This window comes from Variovorax sp. EL159, assembly GCF_900100965.1.
Classification (GTDB): Bacteria; Pseudomonadota; Gammaproteobacteria; order Burkholderiales; family Burkholderiaceae_C; genus Variovorax.
This window is the reverse complement of sequence record NZ_FMUJ01000001.1, coordinates 695,315-712,826: the sequence shown is the minus strand read 5'-3', so window position 1 is coordinate 712,826 and position 17,512 is coordinate 695,315. Positions and strand designations below refer to the sequence as shown.

General features: G+C 66.6%; 18 protein-coding genes. 1 reads left to right on the top strand and 17 read right to left on the bottom strand.

What is annotated here, in order from left to right:
* Positions 1 to 3: 3 nt before the first annotated feature.
* From BLQ28_RS03410 to BLQ28_RS03370, 9 genes are all read right to left on the bottom strand, one after another.
* On the bottom strand, positions 4 to 507 hold the full coding sequence (locus BLQ28_RS03410) for a hypothetical protein (protein WP_093237135.1): 504 nt from the start codon (positions 505 to 507) through the stop codon (positions 4 to 6).
* On the bottom strand, positions 504 to 1,577 hold the full coding sequence (locus BLQ28_RS03405; protein ID WP_093237134.1) for a beta-ketoacyl synthase N-terminal-like domain-containing protein: 1,074 nt from the start codon (positions 1,575 to 1,577) through the stop codon (positions 504 to 506). The genes BLQ28_RS03410 and BLQ28_RS03405 overlap by 4 nt, the downstream gene beginning before the upstream one ends.
* The gene (locus BLQ28_RS03400; protein WP_093237133.1) at positions 1,574 to 1,846 is read right to left on the bottom strand and encodes an acyl carrier protein; all 273 of its coding nucleotides are present in this window, start codon (positions 1,844 to 1,846) and stop codon (positions 1,574 to 1,576) included. Before BLQ28_RS03400 ends, BLQ28_RS03405 begins: the two co-directional genes overlap by 4 nt.
* Complete coding sequence (locus BLQ28_RS03395; RefSeq protein WP_093237132.1) at positions 1,843 to 3,003, bottom strand: ABC transporter permease; 1,161 nt, start codon at positions 3,001 to 3,003, stop codon at positions 1,843 to 1,845. Before BLQ28_RS03395 ends, BLQ28_RS03400 begins: the two co-directional genes overlap by 4 nt.
* A 9-nt stretch (positions 3,004 to 3,012) precedes the next feature.
* Positions 3,013 to 3,921: an ABC transporter ATP-binding protein gene (locus tag BLQ28_RS03390; RefSeq protein WP_093237131.1), complete on the bottom strand. Its 909-nt coding sequence runs from the start codon at positions 3,919 to 3,921 to the stop codon at positions 3,013 to 3,015.
* A gap of 362 nt (positions 3,922 to 4,283) precedes the next feature.
* Entirely contained in the window at positions 4,284 to 5,264 is a 981-nt protein-coding gene (locus tag BLQ28_RS03385) for a BtrH-related acyltransferase DarH (RefSeq protein WP_093237130.1), read from the bottom strand.
* Positions 5,261 to 5,656, bottom strand: coding sequence for a DarG family dialkylresorcinol biosynthesis protein (locus tag BLQ28_RS03380; protein WP_093237129.1), 396 nt, complete (start codon positions 5,654 to 5,656; stop codon positions 5,261 to 5,263). Before BLQ28_RS03380 ends, BLQ28_RS03385 begins: the two co-directional genes overlap by 4 nt.
* A gap of 84 nt (positions 5,657 to 5,740) precedes the next feature.
* Positions 5,741 to 6,877 (bottom strand): beta-ketoacyl-ACP synthase III, encoded by a 1,137-nt coding sequence (locus BLQ28_RS03375; RefSeq protein ID WP_093237128.1) that lies wholly within the window; start codon positions 6,875 to 6,877, stop codon positions 5,741 to 5,743.
* Entirely contained in the window at positions 6,867 to 7,937 is a 1,071-nt protein-coding gene (locus BLQ28_RS03370; protein WP_256327150.1) for a dialkylrecorsinol condensing enzyme, read from the bottom strand. The genes BLQ28_RS03375 and BLQ28_RS03370 overlap by 11 nt, the downstream gene beginning before the upstream one ends.
* 78 nt (positions 7,938 to 8,015) lie before the next feature.
* On the opposite strand from BLQ28_RS03370, the gene BLQ28_RS03365 reads away from it, so the two are divergent.
* Positions 8,016 to 8,747, top strand: coding sequence for a tetratricopeptide repeat protein (locus BLQ28_RS03365; protein WP_093237126.1), 732 nt, complete (start codon positions 8,016 to 8,018; stop codon positions 8,745 to 8,747).
* Positions 8,748 to 8,764: 17 nt separating this feature from the next.
* On the opposite strand, the gene BLQ28_RS03360 is transcribed toward BLQ28_RS03365, so the two are convergent.
* From BLQ28_RS03360 to glpD, 8 genes are all read right to left on the bottom strand, one after another.
* Positions 8,765 to 9,472, bottom strand: a complete 708-nt coding sequence (locus BLQ28_RS03360) for a hypothetical protein (protein ID WP_093237125.1) — start codon at positions 9,470 to 9,472, stop codon at positions 8,765 to 8,767.
* A 198-nt stretch (positions 9,473 to 9,670) separates the two neighbouring features.
* Complete coding sequence (locus tag BLQ28_RS03355) at positions 9,671 to 11,401, bottom strand: ABC transporter substrate-binding protein (protein ID WP_093237124.1); 1,731 nt, start codon at positions 11,399 to 11,401, stop codon at positions 9,671 to 9,673.
* Between the two features lie 90 nt (positions 11,402 to 11,491).
* A complete protein-coding gene (locus BLQ28_RS03350) occupies positions 11,492 to 11,800 on the bottom strand; it encodes a DUF2160 domain-containing protein (protein ID WP_093237123.1) in 309 nt (102 codons plus the stop codon).
* Between the two features lie 15 nt (positions 11,801 to 11,815).
* Positions 11,816 to 12,628: a carbohydrate ABC transporter permease gene (locus tag BLQ28_RS03345; RefSeq protein WP_093237122.1), complete on the bottom strand. Its 813-nt coding sequence runs from the start codon at positions 12,626 to 12,628 to the stop codon at positions 11,816 to 11,818.
* Positions 12,625 to 13,515 (bottom strand): carbohydrate ABC transporter permease, encoded by an 891-nt coding sequence (locus BLQ28_RS03340; protein ID WP_093237121.1) that lies wholly within the window; start codon positions 13,513 to 13,515, stop codon positions 12,625 to 12,627. Before BLQ28_RS03340 ends, BLQ28_RS03345 begins: the two co-directional genes overlap by 4 nt.
* Positions 13,516 to 13,672: 157 nt before the next feature.
* Positions 13,673 to 14,743: an ABC transporter ATP-binding protein gene (locus BLQ28_RS03335; protein ID WP_093237120.1), complete on the bottom strand. Its 1,071-nt coding sequence runs from the start codon at positions 14,741 to 14,743 to the stop codon at positions 13,673 to 13,675.
* A 2-nt stretch (positions 14,744 to 14,745) separates the two neighbouring features.
* On the bottom strand, positions 14,746 to 15,819 hold the full coding sequence (locus BLQ28_RS03330) for an ABC transporter ATP-binding protein (protein ID WP_093237119.1): 1,074 nt from the start codon (positions 15,817 to 15,819) through the stop codon (positions 14,746 to 14,748).
* Between the two features lie 25 nt (positions 15,820 to 15,844).
* Positions 15,845 to 17,506 carry a glycerol-3-phosphate dehydrogenase gene (gene glpD / locus BLQ28_RS03325; RefSeq protein ID WP_093237118.1) on the bottom strand — a complete coding sequence of 554 codons (1,662 nt, stop codon included), beginning with the start codon at positions 17,504 to 17,506 and terminating at the stop codon, positions 15,845 to 15,847.
* Between the last annotated feature and the right edge of the window lie 6 nt (positions 17,507 to 17,512).

The window sequence follows — 17,512 nt, the reverse complement described above, 5'->3', positions numbered from 1 at the left end:
CGCTCAGGCGGGCACCAGCCGCCACCACTCGGAGCGCGGCAACTCGCCATTGCGCTCTTCTTCGACGACGCCGAACAGCAGGCCGCCTCTCGGTGCGCCCAGCTTCGACAACTGCAACAGGCGCTCTGGATCACGACACAGCATGAAGCTCGCATCGCCCTGCCATTCGAGGCAGCGGCCGACCTCCGCCAGCATCAGCGCGGGCTGGCTCTGCATGAAGGTGAACGGCATCGGCAGGCCTACGTCGAGCTGCGCCAGCCCCGCATGCGTGGCGCCCCAGGCACCGCGCAGGCTGGCCACGCGCAGGCGCGCGTTGATGGGCAATGCGGCTTCGCCTGCCGCGTCGAGGCAGCAGCGCGCTCCGTACATCGCAAGCTCGGTCCACAGGCCGACACGGCGCGGGCGACGGCCGATGCGATTCGCCAGGGTATCGCGCCAGTCGACGGGCGGCGGGTGCGCGACAAAATGCGCGGCGGTGCGCCAGACGGTTGCGTTGCCGGTGGTCATGCGCGCTCGCAATCCCTGAGCACCAGCGAGGAGTGCCCGCCCCCGAAGCCGACCACATTCAGCAGGATGTTGCGCAGCACCTTCGGTGCTTGTTCACCCAACGTGATGTTCAGTGCTTCGTCCAGCGGATAGTCGATCGCCGGCCAGACGCCGCCTTCGATACAGCCCACCAGCAAGGCCAGTTCGGCCGCCCCCGCCGCACCGAGCGTGTGCCCGATCGCCGACTTGAGCGACACCAACGACGGCAGCGGATCGAACACCTGCCGCAGCGCCTCCACCTCGATGGCATCGTTGACGGGGCTGCCCGCGGCCTGCACCTTGATGAGGTCGATGTCTTCGGGCCGCAATCCGCTTTGCGCCAGCGCACCACGGCACATCGCAAGCACCGCGCTGGCCTCGGTGCCCGACGGGTTGCGGCCATCGACCACATTGGCACCGCCTGCAAGCTGCCAGCGCGCCGGCTTTGCGCGCAAGCGCAAGGCGGCCACAGCCTCGCCGAGCACCAGCCCCTGGCGCGCTGCGCCGAAAGGCTGCGCGCTGTCGGGTGCCAGCAGTTGCATCGCACCGAAGCCGGCGACGGTGAAGCGGTTGCCCAGCTCGGCACCAATCACCAGCGCTTCATCGGAATCGCCGCCGCGAATGAGATCGCACGCGGCCAGCACGGCGTTGAGTGCCGATGTGCAAGCCGTCGAAACAGTGAACACCGGCCCCTGCCAATCGAGCGCGCCGGCCACGACCTCGGCAAAGTCCTGCAGGTCGCCGCCGAGCCGCAGGTCTTGCACTGCTTGCTCCATGAAACCGATGTCGAGCGACGACGAAGCGACGAACAGCGGCGCGGTGCGGTCGCCCCACTCGCCGGTCTGCGCGACCACGCTGCGAACGGTTTCGCACAGCCGCTGCTTCCAGTCGCCCTCCTGCGCCGGCAACGTATAGACCGGCCATTGGACGCCGTCGGCAACGACCACCGGCGTCGGAGGCACACCACCGCGCCCCAGCGCCGCCAGCACGCCCGGCATGTCGCGGCCCAGCACACAGGCCAGGCCCACGCCGGCCAGGTAGACACCGCTCATGCCTTGCCCGCTTGCGCCAGGTGTTCCGCCAGATGCGCGATGGAGGTCATGGCCCGGCGCGTTTCTTTGCTGTCGGGCATGCGCACGCCGAAGCGCTGCTGGATCGCCATCGACACCTGCAGGGCATCGAGCGAGTCGAGATCGAGCCGCGCCTCGGGACCGAACAGCGGCTCGTCGTCGCCCAGGCCGCCGGGTGGCGCTTCTTTTTCAACGGAATCGAGCACCAGCGCTTTCAGGCTGGCGATGAACTCGGCGGAAACGGTGCTCATGACGAAGTGCGCCTGCGAAACAGAAAAACAGCCACGATGAACATCAGCGCCGCGAACACGACCAGCCGTCCGATCTGCGGCAGCGCGTCGGCCACGCCGCCGCCACGCAGCAACACGGTAAGCAACGCCTCGAGCCCCCAGTTCATCGGCGAGACCTCGACCAGCCGCTGCATGAAGCCCGGCATGACGAACTTCGGCACCATGATGCCACCCGCCGCCGCCATCAGCACATTGACCATCGGCCCGATGGTTGCGGCCTGCGCATGGCTGCGCACCGCGCACGCCAGCACCAGCGACAGGCTCACCGCCGCCAGGCTCACGGCCGCGAGCGACAGCAGCAGCGCGCCCCAATGGATGCCCGCGAGCGACAGCGCATCGCCGCCGATCAGCGGCATGAACCAGATGCCCGCCGCCAGCATCAGCACCGCCTGCAGCGCGTTCACGCCCAGGTAAGGCAGCGCCTTCGAGGCCAGCAGCATGAAGCGCGACACGCCCAGGCTCTGCAGCCGTCCCAGAGCGCCCGAGCTGCGCTCCTGCACGAACAGGCTGGAGAGCGAGGCCACCACGAAGAACATGCCGAACACCAGCCACGCCGGCACGTTCTGCTGCACCGAGGTCGGCCGCGGGCCGGTGGTGGAAAAGCGCTCTGCACGCACCATCGCCTGGATGGATGCGTCGGGCGCCGGGCTGGCGGTGCCGGGCACCGCCAATGCGAGCCGCGCCTTGAGTTCGCCGGATGCGCCGACGAGTTCGGCACGCAGTGCGTTGAATAGGTTGGCGTCGATGCCCGGCTCGGTCAGCAACTGGATGCGCGCCTCGGTCGAGAGCGCGGCCGATTCCAGCTCTTGCGACAGGCCCGGCTCCATCACGATCACGTACTTGAGCGAGCCATTGCGCAGCCGCGCCTGCCAGTCGGTGCCCAGCGGTTGCGGCGCGCCATGGTTGCGCTGCCAGAGCTGCTGCAGCCACTTGGCGGGCGTGGCGGTGTCGCGCATATCGACGGCATAGCTGAGCTCGGCCAATGGCGGGCGGTAGATGTCCTTGAGGGTGAGCGACATCAGCACGATGAAGACCATCGGCATCAGGAACAGCGCAGCCAGCCCATGCATGTCGCGCACGAGGGCGAGCAGTTCTTTCTTGATGAGCGCGAAGAGCATGTGTAGAAGTCAGTCGCGCAGCGAGCGGTGGGTGAGTGCCATGAAGAGTTGCTCCAGGTCATGGCGGCCGAACTCGGCGTGCCGCACCGCGATACCTTCGGCTTCGAGCGTGGCCAGCACCGGGCCGGGGCCGGTGCCTTCGTTCAGATGAATGCGCCAGTGCACGCCACCTTGCTCGACCGTACCGAAGCGCGAGAGCATTTCGACGCTGAGTCCATCGGCGGCCAGCGTGAGCAGCATCGCGCTCTTCGACAGCAGTTCGTCGAGCGAACCTTCGCGCAGCACGTGGCCATGGTCGAGGATGGCTACGCGGTCGGCGATGGCTTCGATTTCTTCCATGTAGTGCGAGGCGTAGATCACGGCCGCGCCCGCCTGCGCGAGGCTCTTTATCGCATCGAGGATGAACGCGCGCGACTGTGGATCGACACCCACGGTGGGTTCGTCGAACAGCATCAGCTCGGGTTCGGGCAGCAAGGCGATGGCGAGGTTGAGCCTGCGCTTGAGGCCACCGGACAAGCGCTCGGCGCGCACGTTCGCGAACTGCTCCAGTTGTGCGAAGTGCGTGCAGGTCTCGATGCGGGCCTTCTTACGGCTGCCTGAAAGACCGCCGGCAGCGGCAAAGCACGCGAGGTTCTCGGCGACCGTGAGCATGGGATAGAAAGCCTGATCCTGCGGTGCAACGGCGATGCGCGTGGGCGTCTTTGCGCGCACCTGCTGCAAAGGTTGGCCATCGATGCGGATCTCGCCGGACTGCACTGCGAGCGCGCCCGACAGGTGCGAGATCAGCGTGGTCTTGCCTGCGCCATTCGGCCCGAGCAAGCCGAGCACGCAGCCCCTGGGCACCGCGAGCGACACGTCGGCCAGCGCGGGGGCGTCGGCGTGCGGGTAGCGGTAGCTGAGCTTGTGGAATTCAAGCATCCGGCTGTTGTGGGCTGTGTTGCACGTTGTTTGTATCCCATGCGCTCTTGTTCGGGGTGCGTGCGAATGACATCGGGTACTCCCCTCCGCGAATGTCCCCCGCCTTCGGCTCCTCCTTTATTTCGCTGCGGGGAGCACCCGATGCCATTCGCACATGGGCGCTGCCGTTGTGCTGGCCGATCAATAGCCGCTCTGGAGAACGCTCACGTCGATGGGGTGCCTTGCGCAGCGAAACAAAGGAGGAGGCGCGGTAGCCCGAAGGCCGGGGGACATTCGCGGAGCAAGGTGCCCCGTCGGCGTGAGCACGCCCTGAATTGCGCTCCATCAACACAGCACGACGACTAGAGAAGCAGGCGTTCATCTCAGGCAACAGCAGCCTTGAGATCACGGAAGAAGCTCTCTTCCTGCTGCGCCTGCTCGCGCAGCTTCGCAGCCAACGCGGCAGGATCGACCGCTTCACGTCCCTTCACCATCCGCGCCGCCTTCAGCGCGAAGGCACGCCAGCCATCGCCGATGGCGGTGAGCCGGTCGGACATCTGCAGCAGTTGCGGCTTGTCGAGCAGTTGCGCGGCCTCTTGCAGGAAGCCCGCGTAGATGAAGCGAAAGCCCGCGCCACCGGTGCCGATCTCTTCCTGCATGCGGACCAGGTGGCCGATGAAGTCGACGCTGCGCGGATCGGTGGCCGACAGCCGCTGCATGCGGTTGGCCAGCGTGCGCATGCCGCGCACACCGACGATGGGAATGGGCGCGAGCATGTTGCGCACCGTCTTGCGGATGGCCTTGGTCACCGAGGCCGCATCGACCACCTTGCGCTCGATGGCCTGCGGGTAGTACATGAGGCCCTTCGGCGCGAGCACGCCCTTGGCGAAGCGCGCGCGAGAGAGGTCGCTGCCCGGGCAACGCACGGGCTCTTCGAACACGGGGTCGCTGATCAGGTAGTCGTCGCCGTCTTTTCCGTACACCAGCAGGTTGTGCGCATTGAAGTGAAAGCGCATGTTCGGCGGGAAGTACGGCAACCAGTAGACCGAGGTCTGCAGGCCGACGATCTTCCCGCTTGCCAACAGCGCATCGAGGCGCTGTTGCCCGGCTTCGGGGGTGCGGAAGGTCTCGAAGCTGAAGCGCGCGGCCATCGGCGCCAGCAGGCCCTTGATGATGGCCTTGGGCGGCATGCGGTACGAAATGAGCGGCAGGCCCGACAGCTTGATGAACGGCAGGTACGCGAACGACAACGCCGATGACAGGCCCAGCGCCATTCTCTCGGTCATCGGCGCGCCATGGTGGCGCATCAGGCTGGAGATGACACCGCTCTCGCAGTGCGCCGCCTGTTGGTGTTGGAAGTTCACGGCAGGCCTTGCAGGGTGGAAACGGGCAGGCCCAAGGCTTCGCCGTAGCGCGCCAGCTGGGCTTGCGACAACGCGGCGAAGTGGCGCGGCTGCAGGTGGCGGCGCACGCGCCATTGCCAGAAGCCGCTGGTCTGCGACAGCAGCGCCACGTCCATGCGGCGCTCGTACATCCAGTATTCGAGCGGCGAGGCGATGCCGGCCTTCACGCGCTGCTTCGCGGCCTGGGCCTGTTCGACCAGCACATCGACCGCGTGGCTTGTCACGATCTCTTCTGCTTCCCAGCCACGCGAGGTGGTGGTGACGACGCGGCCCTGCGCGTCGCGCGCGTACATCAGCTTGGAATGGCCGTCGAGGGTTGCGTTGCCTTCTTGCGGAACCGCGTCGATGTCCATGTCAGGCCTCCCGCCGGGCCGCCCGAAGGGAGGCCTGCGCCCCCTTGGGGGGCAGCGATACGCGAAGCGATGCGCGTGGGGGTTTCATACGGCCTCCATGTAGATGAAACCGCTGGAGAAGCGGCCGCTTTCCGGCACGAACATCAGCAGCTTCTGGCCCGGCCGGATGCGGCCCGAGCGGAACAGCTCGTCGAGCATGATGTACGGCGACGCCGAGCCCGTGTTGCCCTTGTTCGCGAGGTTGCTGAACCAGCGCTCGCGCGGAATGTGCAGCCCCAGCGATTCGAGGCACTGGCTCACCGGCTCGACAAAATAGTGTGATGAGAGATGCGGCAGGAACCAGTCGATGTCCTGCGACTTCAGCCCGCGCCGTTCGATCACGGCCGCGAGCGGTTCGCCCAGCGTGGCGCGCACGATGTTCTCGTTGAGCAGGCGCACGTCCTGCTTGACGGCGAAGGTCGACTCGCGCTGCCAGTCCGAAGGCGGGAAGCGCGCCCAGCCGTCGAGGCCGCCTGCGGCATTCTTCTCGGCACCCGCGTACATGCACACCGGCAGTTCGTGCGCGGCCGACGACAGGTCGATCCATTCGACGCGCAGCGACAGCGGCCCGCGCGGCTCGCGCTCCAGCAGCACGGCGCCGGCGCCGTCGGACAGCATCCAGCGCAGGAAGTCTTTCTCGAAGGCCAGTTCGGGCCGCGCCTCGAGCGCTTCGAGCTTGTGTTCGAGTTCGGCTTCGAAGTTGGCGCCACGCATCACGGCGGAAGCCAGCTCGGAACCGGTGGCGACCGCGCGCCGCGCATCGCCCGCGCGCACCGACAGCCACGCGTGCTTGAGCGCGGCGGTGCCGGCCAGGCAGATGCCCGCGCAGGCCACCACTTCGAGCCGGGGCCAGCCGAGTTCGCCGTGCACCATCACCGCATGGTTGGGCATGAGCTGGTCGGGCAGCGAAGTACCGGTGGCCAGGCAATCGACCGGGCCGATGTCGTCGCCCAGCGCACGGATCGCCGATGCGGTGAGCTGCGCGTTGGTCATGGCCATCCGGCCGGTGGCGCGGTCGATGGCGTAGTGGCGCGACTGGATGCCGTTGCTGCGAAGAATCAGCCGCCGCGCGCGCGAGGCCTTGCCGCCGATGCGGCCGAGGACGTCTTCGATTTCTTCGTTGCTGACCGGGGCAAAGGGCAAGAAGGCAGCGGTGCGGGTCAGGAAGACATCAGTCGTCATAGAGGTGGGAGCGGTCCGTGGCGGAGCCCGACGGGCACTCGAATTGGGCCGTCATTTTAGTCAGCCACCCTCTGAGAAAAGGTCGCAGAAGCGCCTGCAAACTCAGACTGACCGGGACTACCGTCACGATCAGTGCCAGCAGGAAGAGCACGTACAGCAGCAGCAGCGGCTTGCGCAGCCACGCACCGGGGCCTCCGGCCGCCATGATCAGCTTGCCCCACAGGTAGAAGCTGCGGGTGCCGGCCTTCTCGCTGATGAGCAGGCGCGCATTGGCCTGCACCGCGCCCAGGCCGGCCAGCAGCGGCCGCGTGCCGCGTTCCAGGTCGTTGTGCAGTGCATCACGCAGCGCACGTCCGAAACGGACGGTACTGGCGATTTGTCCGGTACTGAGCCCGGCGTCGGGCATGCCCCAGAAGCCGCGCTTGCGGCCCCAGATCAGCCATGCGGGCGTGGTGAAGAAGGTGGCGAGCGTGGGGCCGGGGTCGGTCAGCACCACGTTGTCGATCAGCCGTGCGCCCACGTCGTCGAGCATGCCCTTGAGTTTTTCGTGCGCCAGCAGCCACATGTTGCGACAGGCGATGACCGTCACTACGGGTTTGCCCTTGAGCAGACGCGCCGCCACAGGGTGCTTGAGGAAAGCCGTGATGGGCTGCGACGGCGCCAGAAACCACACCTGGTACGGCAGGATGACGAGGTCGAAGTCTTCCTCGCCCGTGAGCGACAGCGGCGCCAGCGGCGGCGGCTTCAAGTGCGCCGTTTCCGGAAAGGCGTCGAAGAAGCGCAGGAAGGGCCAGGGAAACGGGAACGCATCGAGCGGCCGCAGCACCTCTTCATGCACCTGGATCGACGGGTCGGCACGCAGCGGTGCCACGATCTGCTCTGCCACGCTGCCGAGCTGGCCTGACTGCGAGTAGTGGAGAACCAGCACACGCTTGGGTGTGCGTGGGGCGCCGTCGGCGGGGTCTGAAGGGCTGGAAAAGCTTGAGGTCACGTGCGATGGCGTTTCGAGGGCCGTCGAATGTAAGCGAAGCTCCTCTTCAGCGCATCTGCCATTGGTCATGGCGTCGCAACAATCAGACGGTCGACACCCGCTGGCCGGGACACGAAACGCTACATTCGACGGCCAGCCCTTACACCCATGTCCACTTCACCCGCTTCCGTCGAACAACTGATCGAGCTGGCGATACGCCTCGTGAACGCAGGCGATGCGTCGCGTGCGCGACAGCTGTGCGAACACGCGAAGGCCACGCATCCGCCCCACCCCGCCGTGCTTCAGTTGCTGGCCCGCCTTCAGATGGAAGCCGGCGACCTTGCACAGGCCCAGGCGTCCATCACCGAAAGCCTCGCGCTGCGGCCGGACCACGGCCCTTCGCTGCTGATGGCCGGCGACATGGCGCGTGCCAGCGGCGACATTCCGCTGGCGCTGCAGCATCACGAGCGCGCCGTGGCCCTGCTGCCCGGGCGCGAGCAGGCGCTGCACGCACTGGGCACAACGCTCAGGGCCGCTGGCCGATGGGCCGATGCCGCACACGCGCTGCGGCGCGCCACCGCGCTGGCGCCCGCGCATGGCGCGGCCTGGTTCGAGCTCGCGCTCGTGCTGCAGGACCTGCGCGACTTCGACGGTGCGGCCGATGCGCTGCGGCAGGTGCTGCGCGTCTCGCCGCCACGGGCCGAGGTGGAAGTCAATCTGGGCATCGTGCTGCAGGAGACGGGCCGGATGGACGAAGCGATGCAGGCCTATGGCCGTGCCTATCGCTTGCACGAAAACACCTTCGGGCGCATCGCGCACGCTCTTTCGACGGCGCCCACCGGACGCCTGTGGCTCGACCTGGACGAGCTGCGCGCGGCGCTGCGAAGCACGCCCGCCTGAGCGCAGCTTCCTGAGTTTCAGCCCGCGCCGCGCTTGCTGCGGAACGACTTCCGGTAGACGCCCGGCCCGGCCATGATCTTCCCGGCCAGCTGCTCGTAGCCCTGCACCTGCGCCGCGCTCATGGGCTCGCAAGACAGGTCCAGCGGCTCGCGTGGCACCGGATAGCACTGCGCGACCGGCGTGCCCCGTGGCAGCACGCCGTTGAATGCAGGATCGGTCCAGACCGCGGGAAAGTTGATGCCGACCTCATTGAAGCGGTCCGCATCGACCAGCCCCGTGACCAGCCTGAACGGCAGGTCGTCGCGGTTGATCGGGTGAACGGCCATGAGCGACCAGCCCTCGTCGATCTCCACCGTCCAGAAGCTGTTGAACTTGATGGCCGAGTGCGCGCCATGCGCGAGTGGCGAACCGGCGATCTGCTCGGGCACGTGAAAGCTCAGCGGCGCGCGTGGATGGCCAGGCACCGACAGCGCGGGCAAGGGCCAGTCCCAGCTGAAGCGCCCCGCCTCGACGGTCACATCGCAAGGCAGCAGGACCATGAAGCCGTGCGTCATCGCATCGACGAACGGCGGGCATTGCTTGACGGTGCGGATGCTGCGCTGGTGCACCGGCGAAGGCACCCTGGGCGCCATCCGGCGCAGCCAGTCGGGCAACGCGGCCTTGGCCGGCACCGGGCGCGGCAGCAGGTCGAACAGCGCGGGGTCGCAGCGGAATTGGATGTTCATGAGGCGGCGGAAGAAAGCCAGAGAGTCCGCGCCATTGTCTTTGCTCCTTCCCCCTTTGGGTGAAGGTTGGGATGGGGGCAAGCGGCGTTGACCGAGCCGGCGGCGATAGCACCGAGGGCAATGGATGCGCCGCCGTGCCCCCACCCCTGCCCTCCCCCCAAAGGGGGAGGGAGAAAGAAAGGCCTGAGCCTTGTCTACTTACCTGACGCGGCCTTCCTTCCAGGCGGTCAGCAGCTTGTCATAAGCCACGGTCTCGCCCTTCGGCTTCTCGTTCGCCAGCTTCTTCCATGGGGCCTGCTCGCTGCTCAGCCACTTGTTCGGATCGCCCTTGGCATTGAGCTTGGGCGCGCAGTTGGCCATGCCCGCGCGTTGCAGGCGGCCCATCACGTCGTCCATCTCGTTGGCCAGGTTGTCCATGGCGGCCTGCGGCGTCTTCTCGCCCGTCACGGCCACGGCCACGTTCTTCCACCAGAGCTGCGCGAGCTTGGGGTAGTCGGGCACGTTGTTGCCGGTCGGCGTCCATGCCACGCGCGCGGGGCTGCGATAGAACTCGATCAGGCCGCCGTACTTGGCTGCGTTCTTCGTGAAGTAGTCCGAGCGGATGTCGCTGTCGCGAATGAAGGTCAGGCCGACGATCGATTTCTTCAGCGAGGTCGTTTTCGAGGTCACGAACTGCGCGTAGAGCCACGCCGCGGCCGCACGATCAGGGTCGTTGGACTTCAGGAAGGTCCACGAGCCCACGTCCTGGTAGCCGTTCTGCATGCCGTCCTTCCAGTACGGGCCATGCGGGCCGGGGGCCATGCGCCACTTCGGCGTGCCGTCGGCATTCACCACCGGCAGGCCCTGCTTGATCATGTCGGCCGTGAACGCGGTGTACCAGAACACCTGCTGCGCGATCTGCCCTTGCGCGGGCACCGGGCCCGACTCGCCGAAGGTCATGCCCATGGCTTCCTTGGGCGCGTACTTCTTCATCCAGTCGATGTACTTGGTCAGCGCATAGACCGAAGCCGGCGAATTGGTCGCACCGCCGCGCGACACGGCCGCGCCCACGGGCGTGCACTTGTCGTCGGCCACGCGGATGCCCCATTCGTCGATCGGCAGGCCATTGGGAATGCCCTTGTCGGCGGCACCGGCCATCGACAGCCACGCGTCGGTGAAGCGCCAGCCCAGCGACGGGTCTTTCTTGCCGTAGTCCATGTGGCCATAGATCGGCTTGCCGTCGATGGTCTTCACGTCTTCGCTGAAGAAGGCGGCGATGTCTTCATAGGCCGACCAGTTGATCGGCACGCCCAGGTCGTAGCCGTACTTGGCCTTGAACTTGTCCTGCAGGTCCTTGCGCGCGAACAGGTCGGCGCGGAACCAGTACAGGTTGGCGAACTGCTGGTCGGGCAGCTGGTACATCTTCTTGTCGGGCGCCGTGGTGAAGCTGGTGCCGATGAAGTCCTTCAGGTCCAGGCCCGGGTTGGTGTAGTCCTTCCACGCGCCCGTCATCTGGTCGGTCAGCGCCAATGCGGTGCCATAGCGGTAGTGCGTGCCGATGTGGTCGGAGTCGTTGATCCAGCCGTCGTAGATCGACTTGCCCGACTGCATCGAGGTCTGCAGCTTCTCGACCACGTCACCCTCCTGGATGATGTCGTGCTTGACCTTGATGCCGGTGATTTCCTCGAAGGCCTTGGCCAGCGTCTTCGATTCGTACTCGTGCACGGTCAGCGTTTCCGACACGACCGCGATCTCCTTCACCCCCTTGCCCTGCAGCTTCTTGGCCGCTTCCATGAACCACTTCATTTCTTCCATCTGCTTGTCTTTCGACAAGGTCGATGGCTGGAATTCGGTGTCGATCCATTTCTTGGCTTCGGCCTCGCCAGCCCAAGCGCCGTGCGTGGCGAACATCGCCGCCGCCATTGCCAGTGCCGTGTAGCGCATCTTCATGACTGTGTCTCCTCGGTTGGTGCTCCCCGTTGTGTCCTGTCGCGGCTCCGGGGATGCGGAGAGCCGGACGTTTGTCGAAAACTCGCGGGGTCAACCCTTGCGCATCACCAGCGCTAGGACGGCCATCGAAATCACGAAGCTGATCCAGATCGAGGGCTCGGCCTCCAGGCTCATCCACTCCTGGAACTTGCCGGCCAGCCCGATGAAGGCCAGGTTGATGTAGGCAGCGGCCAAGAGGCCGATGAAGAGCCGGTCGCCGCGCGTGGTTTCGATCGGCAGCCAGCCGCGCCGCATCGTGGTGGGCGACTTGATCTCCCACACCGTCATGCCGACCAGCATGAGCGCGATGCAGCTGAAGAACACGGCCACCGGGGTGGTCCAGACCATCCAGTTGAACATGCGGTGCTCCTTGACTTAAACGCGGCCCATCGCGAAACCCTTCGCGATGTAGTGACGGACAAACCAGATGACGATGGCACCCGGCACGATGGTCAGCACGCCGGCCGCGGCCAGCGTGGCCCAGTCCATGCCCGAGGCGCTGACGGTGCGCGTCATGGTCGCCACGATGGGCTTGGCGTTCACGCTGGTGAGCGTGCGCGCCAGCAGCAGCTCGACCCAGCTGAACATGAAGCAGAAGAACGCCGCCACGCCCACGCCGGCCTTGATGAGCGGCAGGAAGATGGTGACGAAGAAGCGCGGAAACGAGTAGCCGTCGATGTACGCCGTCTCGTCGATCTCGCGCGGAATGCCGCTCATGAAGCCTTCGAGAATCCACACCGCGAGCGGCACGTTGAACAGCAGGTGCGCCAGTGCCACGCCCAGGTGCGTGTCCATCAGGCCCACAGTGGTGTACAGCTGGAAGAACGGCAGCAAAAACACCGCGGGCGGCGTCATGCGGTTGGTGAGCAGCCAGAAGAACACGTGCTTGTCGCCCAGGAACGAGTAGCGCGAGAACGCATAGGCCGCGGGCAGCGCCACGGTGAGCGAGATCACCGTGTTGATCGCCACGTAGATCAGGCTGTTGATGTAGCCCGAGTACCACGACTCGTCGGTGAAGATGCGCGCGTAGTTGGCCCAGGTCAGGTGCTGCGGGAAGAACGAGAAATGCGAAAGGATTTCCTCGTTCGTCTTGAAGCTCATGTTGATCATCCAGTAGATGGGCAACAGCGCGAACAGGATGTACAGCACCAGGAAGATGCTGCGCTTGTGGAATCTTTTCTCGTTCATTGTTCCTTCTCCACCTCTTGCGTCCCCACCCGCTGCATCCAGTTGTAGAGCACGAAGCACAGCAGCAGGATGATGAGGAAATAGATCAGCGAGAACGCGGCCGCCGGCCCCAGGTCGAACTGCCCCACGGCCTTCTGCGTGAGGTACTGGCTCAGGAAGGTGGTGGCATTGCCCGGACCGCCGCCCGTGAGCACGAAGGGCTCGGTGTAGATCATGAAGCTGTCCATGAAGCGCAGCAGCACCGCGATCATCAGCACGCCGCGCATCTTGGGCAGCTGGATGTAGCGGAACACCGCGAACTTGCTCGCGCCGTCGATGCGCGCGGCCTGGTAGTAGGCGTCGGGTATCGAGCGCAGGCCCGCATAGCAGAGCAGCGCCACCAGCGGCGTCCAGTGCCACACGTCCATCACCAGCACCGTGAGCCAGGCGTCGGCGGCGTTGCCGGTGTAGTTGTATTCGATGCCCAGGGTCTGCAGCGCATGGCCCAGCAGCCCGATGTCGGCCCGGCCGTAGATCTGCCAGATGGTGCCGACCACGTTCCATGGAATCAGCAGCGACAGCGCCACCACCACCAGCACCGCCGACGACTTCCAGCCCTTGGCCGGCATCGACAGCGCCAGCGCGATGCCCAGCGGAATCTCGACCAGCAGCACCGAGAACGAGAAGCCGAGCTGCCGCAGCAGCGCCTCGTGCAGCTCGTCGTCGCGCATCACCGAGGCGAACCATTCGGTGCCCACGAACACGCGGCGGTCGGGCGAGATGATGTCCTGCACCGAGTAGTTGACCACCGTCATCAGCGGCACGATGGCCGAGAAGGCGACGCAGATCAGCACGGGCAGCACCAGCCACCAGGCTTTTTGGTTGATGGGTTTGTTGGTTGCGTTCATGGTGTTGCTCCTTCCCCCGCTGGGGGAAGGTTGGGATGGGGGCAGGCCTTCGATGTAGCGCTGCGCATGCCTGGAGGCCGTCGTGCCCCCACCCCGGCCCTCCCCCGGGAGGGGAGGGAGAAAGACGAATGCGCCGTGCTGGCCGTGAACACGAGCTTCATGCCACCAGTTCCTCGTTGAAGTAATAGCAGGTGTGCGTGTCCAGCACGCGCAGCCACACCGTGTCGCCCACCGCGGGCGGCCGCTCGTCCGAATGCAGCCGCACCTTGATGACGCTACCGTCGGCTTCGGCGCTCAGCATCGCGTGCGTTCCGACGTCCTGCACCTGCTTGACCACCGCCGGCACGGCACCGGCGGCGCCGGCATTCGACAGGCGCAGGTACTCGGGGCGAATGCCGATCTTCAGCGGCCCTTGCGGCAGGTCGCGCGTCGGCACCAGCGGCGTGCCCGCCACTTCGAGCGCGCCGTTCATGCTGTTGGCCGACAGGAAGTTCATGCCCGGCGAACCGATGAAATGGCCGACGAAGGTATGGGCGGGCCGTTCGAACAGCGCCTCGGCGCTGCCCACCTGCACGGCCTTGCCGCGCGTCATGACCACCACTTCTTCGGCGAAGGTGAGCGCCTCGACCTGGTCGTGCGTGACGTAGATCAGCGTGAGCTTCAGCTCGCGGTGGATCTGCTTGAGCTTGCGGCGCAGCTGCCACTTCAGGTGCGGGTCGATCACCGTGAGCGGCTCGTCGAACAGCACGGCCGACACGTCGCTGCGCACCAGCCCGCGCCCGAGCGAGATTTTCTGCTTGGCATCGGCCGCGAGCCCGGCTGCTCGCTGGTTGAGCTGGCCGCTCATGTCGAGCATTTCGGCGATCTCGCCCACGCGCTTCTTGATCTGGTCTTCGGGCACCTTGCGGTTGCGCAGCGGAAACGCGAGGTTCTCGGCCACGGTCATGGTGTCGTAGATCACCGGGAACTGGAACACCTGCGCGATGTTGCGTTCTTGCGGCGTGGCGCGTGTCATGTCGCGGCCGTCGAACTTCACCGTGCCCTGCGAAGGCACCAGCAGGCCCGAGATGATGTTGAGCATGGTCGTCTTGCCGCAGCCCGAAGGGCCGAGCAAGGCATAGGCGCCCCCATCGCGAAAGCTCATCTGCAGCGGCAGCAGCGCGTAGTCGCTGTCCTGCGTGGGGTTGGGGCGGTAGGCGTGGGCCAGGTCCAGGTCGATGCGTGCCATGACTAGTCTCCTTTGCGCCATGCCGGCGCGCGCGCCAGCTTTTCGCTGGCATCGAACACATAGGCCTGCGATGCGCTGAAGTACAGCGTGATCGCGGCGCCCAGCTCGAAGCGGTGCACGCCGGTGAGCTGCGCCACCAGTTCGCCGACCGCCGTCTCGACGTGCACGAAGGTGTCGGAGCCCGAGATCTCGGCCAGCTCCACCTTGCCGGGCAAGGCGATGTCGCCCTCGCCCGCGCCGACGTTGAGCGCACTCGCGCGCAAGCCGACGGTGACCGCGCCCGACACACCCTCGGGCAAGCCCAACGGCAGCACCGGCCCACCGGCCAGTTGCACCTGGCCGGCCGCGGCCGTGGCGGCCAGCAGGTTCATCGGCGGATCGCTGAAGGCGCGCGCCACGCGCAGCGACTGCGGCGCATGGAACACCTCGGCGGTCGGGCCGTACTGCAGCAGTTCGCCCGCGTCCATGACAGCCGTGTAGCCGCCGAGCAGCAGCGCTTCGCCAGGCTCGGTGGTGGCGTAGATGACGGTCGAGTCGCCCGAGGCGAAGAGCTGCGTGAGTTCTTCGCGCAGGCCCTCGCGCAGCTTGTAGTCGAGGTTCACGAGCGGCTCGTCGAGCAGCATCAGCGGTGCGTTCTTGGCGAGCGCACGCGCCAGCGCCACGCGCTGCTGCTGCCCGCCCGACAGCTCGGCCGGCAGGCGCTCGAGGAACATGCCGATGTGCAGCTTGTCGGCCAGCGCCCGCACGCGCGCATCGATGTTCGTCTCGCCGCGCAGCTTGAGCGGCGAGGCGATGTTGTCGAAGACCTTGAGCGAGGGGTAGTTGATGAACTGCTGATAGACCATCGCCACGTTGCGCTCGCGCACCGGCATGCCGGTCACGTCTTGCCCGTCGACCAGCACCTTGCCGGTGGTCGGCGCGTCGAGCCCCGCCATCAGGCGCATCAGGCTGGTCTTGCCGGCCTGCGTGGCGCCCAGCAGCACCGTGACGGCCCCGCTGCGGGGCGCGATGCTCTGCTCGTAGAGCCATGTCTGCGCGCCGACCTTCTTGGTGACACGCTCCAGCGTCAGTTGCATGAGCCTCCCTCGCTTCTTTTCTTGATCAGGTGTTCTTTGCGTGAGCCTGCAGCCAGATCGCCACCTGCTCGCGTTCCTGGGGCGTGTAGTGCAGCCCCAGCTTCGACCGGCGCCAGAGCACGTCTTGCGCGCTCACGGCCCATTCGTGGTCCTGCAGAAAGCGCAGTTCGCGCTCGTGCAGGCCCGGCGCCACTTCGGCGCCCATGTCGGCCATCGATTGCGCATCGCCGAGCAGTTGCGCCACGCGGGCGCCGTAGCCACGCGCCAGCCGGCGTGCCAGCCTGGCGGCGAGCCAGGTGTACTTTTCGCGCACGGCGGCCACGAAGCGCTCGAAATCGTCGTCGGGCCTTTTTGCGGCGCCGATCCAGGCCGAGAGGTCGCCACCCGCGAGGAAGGCGCCGTCGGTCCAGGCCGGGCGCTGCGCGGACGACTGGCCCAGCATCTTGCCGACCTCGTCGGCCGCGTCTTCGGCCAGCTTGCGGAAGGTGGTGATCTTGCCGCCCCACACCGACAGCAGCGGCGCAGCGGTGGTGTTCGACTCCAGCATGTAGTCGCGCGTGACGGCAGAGGGGTCGCCCGATGCGTCGTCCAGCAGCGGGCGCACGCCCGAGTAGGTCCACACCACGTCGGCCGGCACGATGGGCTTTTCGAAGTAGCGGCTGGCCTGGGTGCAGAGGTAGTCGATTTCTTCCTGCGCGATGCGCGCGGCGCCGGGGTCGTCGCCGGTGAGTTCGATGTCGGTGGTGCCGATCAGCGTGAACTCGTCCTGGTAGGGAATGGCGAAGATGATCCGCTTGTCGGGGTTCTGGAAGATGTAGGCGTGGTCGTGCTCGAACAGGCGCGGCACCACGATGTGGCTGCCCTTCACGAGCCGCAGGCTCTTGGTGGCCAGCGCCTCGCCCTTGGCCGACTGGGCCACGCCGCGCAGGAACGATTCGGCCCACGGCCCCGCGGCATTGACCACGGCGCGGGCGCGCACGGTGCGGCGCCGGCCATCGGGCCCCTCGAGCGTGGCGACCCAGCCGTCGCTGCCGCGTTGCGCGTGGATGCAGCGGGTGCGGGTAAGGATCTCGGCCCCGCGCGACTGCGCATCGAGCGCGTTGAGCACCACCAGCCGCGCGTCGTCGACCCAGCCGTCCGAGTAGATGAAGCCGCGCTTGTACTGGTTCTTGAGCGGTGTGCCGGCCGCGTGCTGGCGCAGGTCGACGCTGCGCGAACCGGGCAACACCTCGCGCCTGGCCAGGTGGTCGTACATGAACAGGCCGATGCGGATCATCCAGGCCGGGCGCATCGACGGGTCGTGCGGCATGACAAAGCGCAGCGGCCACATGATGTGCGGCGCGCTCTTGAGCAGCACTTCGCGCTCTTGCAGCGCCTTGCGCACCAGCGAAAACTCGTAGTACTCGAGGTAGCGCAGCCCGCCGTGGATCAGCTTGGTGGAAGAAGACGAGGTGTGCGAGGCAAGATCGTCCTTCTCGCACAGCACCACGCGCCAGCCGCGGCCCGCGAGGTCGCGTGCGATGCCGCAGCCGTTGATGCCGCCGCCGACGATCAGGACGTCGCAGTCGGAGGCCTGGCCGGGTGCTTGGGTGGTGAAATCGCTCACGGAAATAAGGTCCGCAGAAGGGTCCGCAGGAATGTGACTTTCGTCACCGACGGCGGTCATTGTATTTTCGAGTTTTTTCATTTAGGT

Bases quoted from the DNA above. Each gene is read 5' to 3' on its own strand.
- BLQ28_RS03345 (WP_093237122.1), bottom strand. From the start codon at position 12,628: ATGAACGAGAAAAGATTCCACAAGCGCAGCATCTTCCTGGTGCTGTAC.
- BLQ28_RS03380 (WP_093237129.1), bottom strand. From the start codon at position 5,656: ATGGACATCGACGCGGTTCCGCAAGAAGGCAACGCAACCCTCGACGGC.
- BLQ28_RS03365 (WP_093237126.1), top strand. From the start codon at position 8,016: ATGTCCACTTCACCCGCTTCCGTCGAACAACTGATCGAGCTGGCGATA.
- BLQ28_RS03370 (WP_256327150.1), bottom strand. From the start codon at position 7,937: ATGACCAATGGCAGATGCGCTGAAGAGGAGCTTCGCTTACATTCGACG.
- BLQ28_RS03400 (WP_093237133.1), bottom strand. From the start codon at position 1,846: ATGAGCACCGTTTCCGCCGAGTTCATCGCCAGCCTGAAAGCGCTGGTG.
- BLQ28_RS03355 (WP_093237124.1), bottom strand. From the start codon at position 11,401: ATGAAGATGCGCTACACGGCACTGGCAATGGCGGCGGCGATGTTCGCC.
- BLQ28_RS03375 (WP_093237128.1), bottom strand. From the start codon at position 6,877: ATGACGACTGATGTCTTCCTGACCCGCACCGCTGCCTTCTTGCCCTTT.
- BLQ28_RS03405 (WP_093237134.1), bottom strand. From the start codon at position 1,577: ATGAGCGGTGTCTACCTGGCCGGCGTGGGCCTGGCCTGTGTGCTGGGC.
- BLQ28_RS03350 (WP_093237123.1), bottom strand. From the start codon at position 11,800: ATGTTCAACTGGATGGTCTGGACCACCCCGGTGGCCGTGTTCTTCAGC.
- BLQ28_RS03410 (WP_093237135.1), bottom strand. From the start codon at position 507: ATGACCACCGGCAACGCAACCGTCTGGCGCACCGCCGCGCATTTTGTC.
- BLQ28_RS03335 (WP_093237120.1), bottom strand. From the start codon at position 14,743: ATGGCACGCATCGACCTGGACCTGGCCCACGCCTACCGCCCCAACCCC.
- BLQ28_RS03395 (WP_093237132.1), bottom strand. From the start codon at position 3,003: ATGCTCTTCGCGCTCATCAAGAAAGAACTGCTCGCCCTCGTGCGCGAC.
- BLQ28_RS03390 (WP_093237131.1), bottom strand. From the start codon at position 3,921: ATGCTTGAATTCCACAAGCTCAGCTACCGCTACCCGCACGCCGACGCC.
- BLQ28_RS03360 (WP_093237125.1), bottom strand. From the start codon at position 9,472: ATGAACATCCAATTCCGCTGCGACCCCGCGCTGTTCGACCTGCTGCCG.
- BLQ28_RS03340 (WP_093237121.1), bottom strand. From the start codon at position 13,515: ATGAACGCAACCAACAAACCCATCAACCAAAAAGCCTGGTGGCTGGTG.
- BLQ28_RS03330 (WP_093237119.1), bottom strand. From the start codon at position 15,819: ATGCAACTGACGCTGGAGCGTGTCACCAAGAAGGTCGGCGCGCAGACA.
- glpD (WP_093237118.1), bottom strand. From the start codon at position 17,506: ATGAAAAAACTCGAAAATACAATGACCGCCGTCGGTGACGAAAGTCAC.